This window comes from Niveispirillum sp. SYP-B3756, from assembly GCF_009495745.1.
In the GTDB taxonomy this organism is placed as follows: domain Bacteria; phylum Pseudomonadota; class Alphaproteobacteria; order Azospirillales; family Azospirillaceae; genus Niveispirillum.
Window position 1 is genome coordinate 44,071 of record NZ_WIDQ01000023.1, and the last position, 10,910, is coordinate 54,980.

General features: G+C 63.4%; 9 protein-coding genes. 2 read left to right on the forward strand and 7 right to left on the reverse strand.

Going from position 1 to position 10,910, the window contains the following annotated elements:
- Positions 1-2 precede the first annotated feature (2 nt).
- Both GE253_RS24095 and GE253_RS26620 read left to right on the forward strand, forming a co-directional pair.
- Positions 3-1,430, forward strand: coding sequence for a hypothetical protein (locus GE253_RS24095; protein WP_153206705.1), 1,428 nt, complete (start codon positions 3-5; stop codon positions 1,428-1,430).
- Positions 1,431-1,456: 26 nt separating this feature from the next.
- Entirely contained in the window at positions 1,457-1,585 is a 129-nt protein-coding gene (locus GE253_RS26620) for a hypothetical protein (protein ID WP_282183260.1), read from the forward strand.
- 86 nt (positions 1,586-1,671) lie between these two features.
- Here GE253_RS26620 and GE253_RS24100 read toward each other — a convergent pair whose 3' ends face one another.
- The 7 genes from GE253_RS24100 to GE253_RS24130 form a co-directional block, all read right to left on the reverse strand.
- Positions 1,672-2,646 carry a DNA cytosine methyltransferase gene (locus GE253_RS24100; protein ID WP_153206706.1) on the reverse strand — a complete coding sequence of 325 codons (975 nt, stop codon included), beginning with the start codon at positions 2,644-2,646 and terminating at the stop codon, positions 1,672-1,674.
- 37 nt (positions 2,647-2,683) lie between these two features.
- Positions 2,684-3,157: a DNA mismatch endonuclease Vsr gene (gene vsr / locus GE253_RS24105; protein WP_153206707.1), complete on the reverse strand. Its 474-nt coding sequence runs from the start codon at positions 3,155-3,157 to the stop codon at positions 2,684-2,686.
- A gap of 15 nt (positions 3,158-3,172) precedes the next feature.
- The gene (locus GE253_RS24110; protein WP_153206708.1) at positions 3,173-4,942 is read right to left on the reverse strand and encodes an AIPR family protein; all 1,770 of its coding nucleotides are present in this window, start codon (positions 4,940-4,942) and stop codon (positions 3,173-3,175) included.
- Positions 4,943-5,962 carry a PD-(D/E)XK motif protein gene (locus GE253_RS24115; protein WP_153206709.1) on the reverse strand — a complete coding sequence of 340 codons (1,020 nt, stop codon included), beginning with the start codon at positions 5,960-5,962 and terminating at the stop codon, positions 4,943-4,945.
- Positions 5,946-8,810, reverse strand: coding sequence for a Z1 domain-containing protein (locus GE253_RS24120; protein WP_153206710.1), 2,865 nt, complete (start codon positions 8,808-8,810; stop codon positions 5,946-5,948). Before GE253_RS24120 ends, GE253_RS24115 begins: the two co-directional genes overlap by 17 nt.
- The gene (locus GE253_RS24125) at positions 8,807-10,249 is read right to left on the reverse strand and encodes an ATP-binding protein (protein WP_247878845.1); all 1,443 of its coding nucleotides are present in this window, start codon (positions 10,247-10,249) and stop codon (positions 8,807-8,809) included. The genes GE253_RS24120 and GE253_RS24125 overlap by 4 nt, the downstream gene beginning before the upstream one ends.
- Positions 10,250-10,299: 50 nt before the next feature.
- Positions 10,300-10,910 (reverse strand): IS3 family transposase (locus GE253_RS24130; RefSeq protein ID WP_153206712.1); only part of this gene is annotated, 611 nt, incomplete at its 5' end.

Here is a 10,910-nt window from a genome sequence, read left to right on the forward strand (position 1 = left end):
CCATGGCATCCGCTATCGACGATGTGCTGATCCCCGGCCAGCCGGTGGACAAACAGCGCCTGCGCGATTATCTGCGCGGCCGGGAGATCGCTGTTCCCCAGAGCTATGGCGGCATTCCCGATGGTGTTTCCGACTGTTCCGACGCCATCGACGCCGCCCTGGCCGCCGCTCCCACGGTGCTGCTGGTGCCGGGCATCTACCGTGTGTCCCGCCCAGTTGTGCTTGGCTACGGCCAGACCTTGATGGGGGTGGGGGAAGGCTCTGTCCTCCAGGCCCGTCCCGATCCATTCGACGGGGCGGCACCGATCTACAGCCAGACCGGCTGGAACGCGGTCGAGGTGGTGGATGGTTATGCGGCCATCCGCAATCTGCGCATTGTGGGCGGGGCCAGTGGCATCAAGCTGTTTGGCCGCGACGGACCCTGCGTCAAGACGGTGGTGGAGAATGTCTCGATCTGGGATGCAGTGATCGGCATCGTGCTGGACGGGAACGATAATCCTGACCGGCCCTGCTATTGGAACCACATCGCTCGCACCCTGGTCGCCCGACCGCAACTGCATGGGGTGCTGCTGACCGTGGACTCCGCCGGCGACACGCCCAACGCCAACAAGTTTCACGACGTCCGGGTCTATTCCCTCGCAGCTCCCATGGCCGGCTGCGGGTTCTTCATCTCGGCCGGGCGCTTCAACAACAGCTTCATCGACTGCGAGGCCAACCTGCATCCGGGGGCGGAAGCATGTTTCCGGCTCGGCTTTGCCACCGACCAGAACCTGATCGTCAACTTCTACGCCGAAAGCCTCGGCCCGGTCCCCGGCATCCGCATTGACGGTGGATCGCAGAACACGGCCATCCTGAACCTGTTCTCCGCGACCGGCGGCGCGCCGATCTGGGATACCACCGGGGCCGGTCGCTACACCGCCTTCAACGCTGGCCATCCGGTCAAGAACCATCTGAAGCGCACCGAACTGACCGAGGCGCGCATCGGGCGGCTGGAACTGGAGACCGCCTTTACCGAGGGCACGGCCAGTATCACCCTCGACCCGGCGCGGACCGTCCACCTGATCAGCGCCTGGACCGGGCCGGTCACCGCCGAGTTGCCCGATCCGCATCCGCTGAACGGCGTCGTGCTGGTGGTGAAGAAAACCGACAGCGGCCCCCACGCCGTAACCGTCACCCAAGCCGGCGGCGGTGGCCCCGACGCCGACCAGGTCCGGCTCGGCCGGCGCGGTGATCATGTGGTCGCCATCTCCAACGGTGCCGCCTGGCACATCATCGCCGCCCGCTACGACCGCCCCGCCGCGGTCTGGCCCAATCCCACCGGCACCGCCTTCACCCGCAGCCTGGACGCCGATGGCTCCACCTTGGAGGATGTCCGCGCCGTGCTGCGCGCCCTGATCCTGGATCTGAAAAATGCGGGGATCCTGTCTTGAGCTTCCGCCCCGACGGGGATTCGCGTATGATCACTGCCGAATATGCCTTGAAGGTTGCTTTCGTCACCCTTTGTACCGCCGTCATGACGACACTGCTGCTGCTCATCGCCTGGGGCAAAACTAATTTTGCTGTTATTGAAGGCTGGTACATGTAGACTGGAGAGCGGGGCATGAACTTGTTCACTGCACGGCTAAACAGTATCCGCAACCGTAATCCGCTCTGAACCCAACAGAACTTGCGTCATTCAGCAGCCAACATCACATTTTTTCTCGATACCAGCGATCGAACTATCGCCGTCATGACCGGAGGGCAGACGCCATTGCCAAGGAGCTTGACTTGGTCTCTCCGAGACCCGTAAGGCAGTTGATAATCGTTACCAAAGCCCATGGCGCGGCGGAGCTCGGGCACCTGGAGCATCCGGAGCATCGGCTCGTCACCGTTCCACGTCACAAGACCGAAACGGTCGAGCGTAGTGAGGGTCCGGATTGGTCGATTTAGCGGCTGCCAGCCGCCGCTGCCGTCTGATCCGTAGTACACGATCAGGAACGGCACGCCTCTACCCAAGACTTCGATCGCTCGCTCAGCACGGGCAAGGGTGCCCTTGGCCCGACCTGGTCGATAAAGTGGCCGTGACTTCCAGCCGCCGTTCATGATGATGTTATCACCTACGGTGCCAAACGGCAGGCCGCACGGGGAGAGGGGGAGCGGCTTTGCCTCCCGGTCGCATAGGAGAAACAGGCGACGGCGAGACTGAGGCACACCGAAGTCGGTGGCGTCGAGCACCTGCGGGAGGACGTTGTAGCCCAAATCCTCAAGGTCAGCGATCAGGCTTTCGTATCCATTCCAGCTCCGCATCTGGATCACGTTCTCGACTATGACCCAGCGAGGGTTCAGTTCTCTCGCGAAGTTCGTGACGTAATGGGCGGTCTTCTTGCTCCCTTCGTCACGCGGACGTGAACCCTTCGCGCAGGTATGGTTCGTGCATTCTGGCGAGGCAAGAAGAAGATCGATCTCGCCGACGTCACCTAGGATAGATGGACCAGATTCGTCCTCCATCCGCACGTTGAGTGCTCTGGCTCCGGTAAAGTTCGCTCCGTAGGTTTGGGTCGCAACGTCCCATGCGTCAACGCCGCAGACAATTTCTGCCCCCGCTTTTTTAGCGCCCCAGCTGCTTCCGCCGCCGCCGCAGAAAAGGTCGATCGTTCTCAGTCGCATCGCCAACAATTACCGGCTCGGGAAGGTCTTTTCCACTTCATTGACCATTTATATCCACAAATTCGATTAGAGCCGGAATTTCTGCATTTCTTTCCGAACTTTCCAGCCAACTCATGATGAGCCTTTGAAGGTCGGAATTTGCGCCGCGCCTAATAGCACACTCCCACACAATTAGGATCCGCCAGCCCGCCGCAATTAGCTCATCAACCACCTTTCTATCCCGTTCGACGTTGCGGTCAAGCTTCGCCCTCCAGAAGTCAACATTGGAAGATGGAAGCTTCACGTACCGGCATCCTTTGTGCCGGTGCCAGAAGCAACCGTGGACGAAGATGACGGCCCGCCTGCTGGCCATCACCAAGTCGGGTGCTCCCGGCAGATCCTTACGATGGAGTCGATAGCGGACCCCTGCGGTGGTCAACGCCTGCCTGACCAGCATCTCCGGCTTGGTATCCTTGCCACGGATGCTCGCCATCATCCTGCTGCGGATCTCCTTGGACACGACGTCGGCCATCGGATTCTCCCTCTGTCAGCGCACCTCCGGGATGCCATTGATGGGAGCCGAATACGCATGTACCCGGACGGCCTCCCAGCATTCCGGTTTCTTCGCCCATTCCGAGATCATCCTGCCGCCGGCCGTACGGTGGAGGACGTCGCTGACCTCCCTCGCCCAGGTCATGATCTGCTCCTGCAGTAGCATGGACAGGTCCTGGCGGGTCCAGATGCCGTCGAGATCGATCCGCGAACCGACGCGGTTGGCGAGTACGGCAACGGTGTAGGCGGCCACGTTTGCCTGGAAGGCGGGGAACATGGGGCGGACCAGCTTCTGGACCTTCTTGAAGATGATCGCCTTAGCTATCATGTGCCGGTAGTTTACCACATTGGGCAATGGGACCACTGGCTGTCCGTCGATCTCCTTGAATGCCTCCATAAATCGCTCGAAGTTTTTCTGAGAACCTAAGCTGACATGGTGCGGCTTGCTTTCCCAGGCATGGAGATATTTCGCCAGATCCGTCTTCGTGATTTTCCGGGCAGTCGGAATTGCCTCCTTAAGCGCCCTAAGCTTGGCGGGTGTGGAGCCTTCCCGGGCCAGTATGGTATTGTAGCTTCCCGCTGCGCGCTCGTAGAACCAGCGCCCGATGCCGTCGGGGCAGTAGGTCGACAGTGCAAGCCGCTCCATCTCGACGTGGAACGGCTTGTTCGCCGACAGATCCGACATTTTCACGGCGTTCTGGCTGTTTGCGTACTTCGAGATGTCCGAAATCAGGGATTCCTCGTCCGGTCCGTCCTTTGACTTCAGGATGATAATTTTCGCAGGGACGCGAACACGCCCCAGGTCAACCTCGGGTGTCCTTTTTTTGGTGAAGTAGATGGATGCCGTCGTCTGCCCTCCGTTCACCACCTGCATACCCTTCATCCAGAGGATCCCCGGGGCGCCGTCTCCGGTCTTGCCGAGGTGGATTTCGTCGGCCACCAGGACAATGCCATTGTTGTAGGCCATGAACTTTTCGGGATCGTCCCGCAGCGTGTCACGGATGCCACGGTTGACCTTTCCGGTGACGGAGAGAAACGAGCGCACGTTCGCCTCAAGCAGGCGAGCGCCGTACTTCTCGTAGACGAACCTCAGGGCCTCACCAGGGATGGCCGTCAGCGCGTAGTCGTAGTCCGCCATCTGGCCAGGCACATACACGCACGGCAGAGCCCCTCCCGACACCTCTTCGAAGTTCACAACAAGCTCGTCGCGGGGTTTTCCGGACGACCAATGGCGGTGAAGACGCTCAATGTCCATCACCTCAAGCTTGATGGTCTTGCCCTTCACCTCACGGGCCTTGAAATTCTTCGCCTTGGCCAGCCGGTCTGTCAGGACGTAGATACGGATCTGGTCCAGGCTTTCGTATGATTCCTTGATGTTGAGCACCAAGCCGTATGCCTCGTGGGTCTCCTCCATGTCCTTGAGCAGGGTGCCGTCCGCTGCCCGGGAGAGAAAGCGGATGCACTGTTCCGCAGCCGTCTTGGTGTCGACGTCGGATATTGGGGTCACCGTATCCACCCCTGCATAGAGGCTGACGAAGAGGTCGATCTGGTCGGCCTCCTCGGAAATAGCGTAGCCACTCAGCCTCAGCGTACCCACATTCCCCTTGCCTGTATGGAGGTAGTGGCAGACGACCGGCTCAAAGGTCATGTTCTCGTCCGCCATGTGCTGCATCACGACCTCAGCGAAGACCAGCTCCGGATACGGCATGTCGGTCTCGCCTCTGACCTCGGCCTGTGTCTGCTGAAGAAACTCCTCAAGCTCCATCTATATTCCCCCCAACTTTTCAAGCGCGTGGACAAGGCCGACATCGACCAAGCTGGAAAGGTCAAGGTCGACTTCGTAGCGCACCTTCCTGACGCCCGGGCCGACGTTCATGCGCGTCAATCTCGGAAAATCGCCCTCGACGGGTAAAACTGCGGTTCCCGAATGCGTGAACCGACGGACATACTTGTCCGCAAGCGCGCGGAGGTAGCCAGCCTGCACTAGGCGACTCTCGAACATCCCGAGGGCCGTGGGCCGGTCCTTTAGTAACTCCCGGATCAAGTCTGTGAACTCCGGCAGCGTCGAGCCGTCCCCTCCGAGCACAAGGCGGACTCCAGCCACATAGAGAGGCTGGCGAAGGGTCTCGTCAAGCTGCTCAAGCGAATTGACGGTTGCCGGGAAGCCGTTGGCCGACAATGTCGTCTTCACCTCGATTGCGCCCGTGCCGACAAGGAAATCCTGGAGGCCGTCGAGCGGCCCCTGCCATGCGTCGAGCGCGAAATTGGTCGGCACGCCCACGTCGAGCAGGGATTTCAGGATGACCATCTCGCCGAAGAGCCCGACCTCGGCCTCCTGGCTCAACACGCTGTCCCGGCCCCGTTCCATGAAGTCCTGCCATGCACGGATCCGCGACAGGAAGAGCTGGAAAAGCCGCTCCTCGCCCGCGTCGGCGCACCCTTCGAGCAGCCGGACCACGTCCCCGGCCATCATGGCGAACAGGTCGATGCCGCCGGCCGCCTTGCGGGACAGGGCAAGCCATGCGTGCGACGTTCCCAACGCCTCGACGGAGGGCTTCGCCACGCCGAAGCCGTGCCCTTGCGGGAGATGAGAATCCGGGGGAAGCCTGACCCCGCTGAAGCCGACGATGATCGCCTCCTCGTCCCCGGGGCAGTGCCGCCCCGCCAGCAGGCGGCACGGGGCTTCCAACTGGATGGGGATCGTGCGCCATCCCTCGCCGCCGCCCTTGCAGGAAAGCGCCCGCCATGCCTGGCGCAGGCTCTCGGCGTCAGTCCGCGGCGCCATATTCCTGCTCCCATGCGACGTTGTTGACCTTGTACTCCACCTTGGCGCCCGACCTGCTGTCGGGGAAGCTGATGGCGAAGGCGACCACCGGGGGCGCGCCTAGCGGCAGGCCCGCCTCCGGCCCGGCGAGGTCGGGATCGATGGCGTAGATGAACAGCACGCCGCGGTCCGGCCGGGCGGGAACGCCCTCGGCCCCGAATCCCCTGATGCGGCGGATGGCGGGGCCGTTCGGGGCGTCGGGCGGCTCGCCCGACCCGTGCCTCGCAGGGTCGGCGTGGAACGCGGCCCGCGTGACGGCGAGCGCGGCTGTCCACGCGGCCTCGTCCAGGTCGATCGCCTCGTCACGGGGCGACATCAGGCGCCGGATGGAGTAGCGGTCTGAATGAGCCCCGTGCGCGGCGCGCTGGAGCATGTCCACGGAGACGCCGTCGCGGAATGCAGCCGGCTTGCCGTCGCCGCCGCCGATGAGCGCCACGGTCCAGTTCGTCAGCTCGCCCTCGGCCACGAGGGACTGGATGAACTGGGAAAGCAGGACGCTGTTGACCTTGTGGGCCTCCGGGTGCGTCCTGTAGGCGACGAGGAAATCGACGACGTCGGCGGCCGGGACTCCCTCCCAAAGGTATCCCCGCCATGCCTGCCTGGTCCCGTTCCTGACCCTGACCGGATTCCCCTCCGGCATGCCGAGGGACGACACCAGCCTCCGGGCAGCGGCGAGGTTCCGTTCGAGGACGTCGGTCTCCCGATGGAACGCCACGGTCTCCAGAAGCTGGCCGCTGAACGACAGCATCAGGTTCCGGGCCGAGCGCATCTTCAGCCGTGACGTCACGAGAAGCACGGGGTGGGACTGCACCTTCAGCCCGTACTCCCGCGGCGTGGCGCCGCTGGCGGCCATGAGGTCGAACTCCTCGCGGAGCTCCTCCGAGGCGTCGGCGATGTGGCCGAACCACTCGCAGAGCTCTCCCGTGGTGTAGAGGCGGCAGAGGTCGAGGTAGCCCGGCCTGTATCCGAACCAGCGGCCCATCTGCATGAGGGTGTCGTACATCTTCGACGCCCGCAGGAAATAGCTGACCGTCAACCCTTCGAGCGTCAGGCCGCGGGCAAGCTTGTCGCCGCCGATGGCGATCACCTTCAGGCCCGCGCCGTCGTGGTCGGCGTAGTCGAGGGCGTCCTTGGCCGTGCCGTTGATCATGCGGACCTGGATGTCAGAGACCGTGTCCGCCAGCTCGGCTTCGATCTCCTCCCAACCGAACGTGTCGCCGTGCACCAAGTCGGGATGCTTGTCGGCCATGTCCGAGGTGGTCGGCCTGAAATCCCTTTCCCAAAGCCCCCTGAGCGCCGCGACGACCGGCTCGTGGCCGATCCGGCGGGTCAGCCGCTGCTTGATGTGGCGGACGCGCTCCTCCACCTGCGAGTGGACTGCCTTCTGCACGGAGGTGAAGCGGGTGACGTGGACGAGCATGGAGCTGTGCGCGTCCACCTGTCCCCTCAGGCTGCGGATGGCGCAGGCCAGCACGAAGGCGTCGACGGCCTCGTTCAACGACTCCGGAAGCGTGTCCTCCCCGTCGACGAGGGGCTGGTGGCCGTTCCGGTGCTTGGGCGGCATCCACCCGCCGACCCCGTCGGACGAGCAGTAGTCGTCGACCTGCTTCACGAGCGGAAGCCCGCCCTCACGGCCATCCTTGCCGTTCGTCCCGAACACCTTCCCTGGGCCGATGTAGTTCGACGGAGCCGCGAGGTTAACGATGAAGCTGGCAGGGAAGAGATCAGGGCCTTCCTCGCGGGTCTCGCCCCGTTCATGGATGAAGATGTTGGCGAAGGGGGTGGCGGTGTAGCCGACGTAGGCGGACCGGGAGAAGGAATGGAGGATCCGTCTGGTCAACCTGTTGATCGCCGTGGGCTGGTGGTCGGGGTCGGGCTTGCCGTCGGAATCCAGCACGGTCTCGCCGGTGTCCACGCTGGCGTGGTCGGCCTCGTCGTCGATGAGGAACAGCGGCAGGTTCGTCACGATCCGGCGGCCCGTCTCGGGGTCGTGGACGTTGGCGACATGGTTGCGGATCCAGCGCAGGAGACGCTCCAGGACGGTCTTGTTCTTCTTGACCACGAACAGCCATGGCCGCTGCTCCGGCGTGATGCCGAGCTTCTGGGCGATCCCGGCGTTGAAGTCGCCGCCGTTCGTGCGGTTCGTGGCGTAGTTGGGCCGGATCGCCGGGTCGCCGTCGATCTCGCTGACGCCGATCGGCAGGATGTCCTCGTGGTTAGGCTTGGTCTCGTAACCGAGGAAGGCCTCGTCGAGCCTCATCTGGGTCTGGGAGCGCAGGTTGTTGTGCAGGCCGGCGAGGACGATGACTATCTTGTAGCCGGCGTCGGCGGCCTTGCAGATCAGGCCGCTGTAATGGCCTGTCTTGCCGGACTGCACGTGGCCGACGACGAGGCCGCGCCGGTCCCACGCCCCTTCGCGGAGCGGATCCTCAAGCATGGCGAGGACCGAGTCCGTGGACTTGTCGAGCGCCTCGACCGCCTTATAGGACAGCCTGCGCTCAAGCCATTCCCGATAGCGTTGCCAGTATCTCCAGTTCCGCTTGCGGGCGGCCACAAGCCACGCCTCGTGGCCCGCGTCGTTCTTGAGCGTGGTGTCCTCGCCGATCCAGAGGCTGAACCGGCGGATCAGTTCGTCGGTGACCGCCTCGCGGTCGAGGCCTTCGCCCCACCTCGGCCGCATGGTCAGGACGAGGTCGATCTTCTCGGAGATCAGGGCGGGGGTGACCGCCGACCTGTCATCCTCGTCGACCAACAGTTCCTGCACCAGCTTGACGACCCTCTGGCGGGTCTCCTCGGCTGCGGACGTCATTTCATCCCCCCTGCGTCCGGGTCGTCGGGCAGGCTCCCGACAAGCTCCGGGTAATTGTGGAAAGGCTCGGTGTGGAGAAGGCGCTCTCGGGCGAGTTCGGGCGACATGCCCTTTCGCAGCACCAGATTCCGGTAGACAGCCAACAGGACGGAGCGGACCTCGGCCGGCGGATCGCCCGAGAAGCCCGTCCTCGGCGTCTCCTTGCCCTCGGCCGTGTCCAGCCAGATGCGCTGGACAGGGACGGTCTCCTCGATGACCCTGATCATCGCCCTGATCTGCGGGGCGAGGTCGCCGGCCTGGTCGAGCACCTCGCGGACGGCAGGATGGGAGACGTCGATGCGGTAGCGCATTCCCCCGTTGAAGTGCTCGGCCCGCCACGCCTGGGCGACTGGCTGCGCCCCGACGACGCGGACGGGTTGGCCTCGGTGGGCAAAGACCTTCCGGGCGCGCGAACGGGCATCCTCTGCGAGCTTGGTCAGCGCCGCCCTTATTCCGACGGGTGGTCTCGCCGTCGATTTCCTGATGTCGATCTTCCACGCGGCGTCGGCGGAGTTGGGGATGTCCAACCTGATCCGGGCTAGGCGGTGGGCCTCCTCCTTCGTCCACGACCGTCCCTGGCCGAGGCCGAGCCAGCTTCCCGCCACCAGCAGGCGCTCGTTCCTGTAGACGTAGAATCCCTGCTGCGCCGTCCAGCCGTGCGGGCCGCCGCCGGACTCCACTTCGTCGGGCGTCAGCCGGTCCTTGTGCGGCAAGACGTGGCACTGCACCTCGACGTCCCCCAGCGGGGCGACGGGGGAACTGTACGTGGCGGGATGGGAAACCATGAAGGGGTCCCACGGGGCGACGGGACGTCCGTTGATGATCAGCCGCAGCCTGGGGCGCGGGCCGCCAAGATAGCGGTGGAAGACCATGGCCAAATGCCGCTCCACGCCGTCGATGAGGTCGAGGAAATCCTGCTCCTTGAAGCCTAGGGTGACGATGCGATCGAGGCTCTCCCACAGGACCAGCGTTCCTTTGCGGGCTTCGGTCAGCGGAGAGAGCATGCCCTCGGACCCTTCGGCGGATCCCTCCAACAGATGCCACCCGTCGTCGGCGGAAGCCGCGAGGACGTCGAGGTCCCATCTCAGGCAGTGGATTTCGCCGTCCTTGGCGGAAGCCACGGTCAGACTACGGCATTGGGAGAAGGAAGCCGTCTTCAGGCCCAGGCCGAACCGACCGAGATCCCCCGCCTCCCGCTTGTCGAGGGGGCTGCGTTCGCCGAGGCGCATGGCGAGGTCGAGGGTGGCAGCATCCATTCCGTCGCCATCATCGAGGATGGCGACGTGGCTCCTATTGCCGGCCCATTCGAAGGTGAGCGACACGTTTCGGGCGTTGGCGGACACGCTATTGTCGATGATGTCGGCGAGCGCCGTGGCCGTTGAATAGCCCAGGCCCCGCAACGCCTCGATCTGGACTTGCCCTGGCAAAGTGGAGAGCCATTTTCTCGCCGTCAGGCGGCGGCCTCGAACAGGATAGGGCTTTTGTAGCCCAAGGCCGAGTGTCGCCGTATAGGATTATAGAACCCGTCAATGAATGTGCCAATGGCGCGTTCTGCCTGCCATCGTGACAGAAAAACCGTTCTCCAGATGAGTTCAGATTTCAGTGTCTTGAAGAACGTCTCAACCATGGAGTTATCATAGCAATTTCCTTTGCCGCTCATGGAAATCTGCATGCCATGGGTTTTCAGGATTTTCTGATACTCATCAGAACAATATTGGCTTCCCCTGTCCGAATGGTGGATCAGGCCGGGCTTTGGTCTGCGAATGGCGATGGCGCGCTGTAAAGCTGTTATCGCCAGATCTTTCTTCATTCGGTCGCTGACCGCCCAGCCGACCACCCGGCGGGAGTAGAGGTCAACGACCACGGCCAGGTACAGCCAGCCTTCCGCCGTCCAGATGTAGGAAATATCGACGCCCCATTTCTGGTTCGGGCCTTCGGCGCTGAAATCCTGATCCAGCAGGTTGGGGGCCACAGGCCCGCCATGGGCACTGTCAGTTGTCTTCTTGTAGCGCCGTTTCGTCAACGCTTTCAATCCATTATCCCGCATCAGCCGGGCAATCC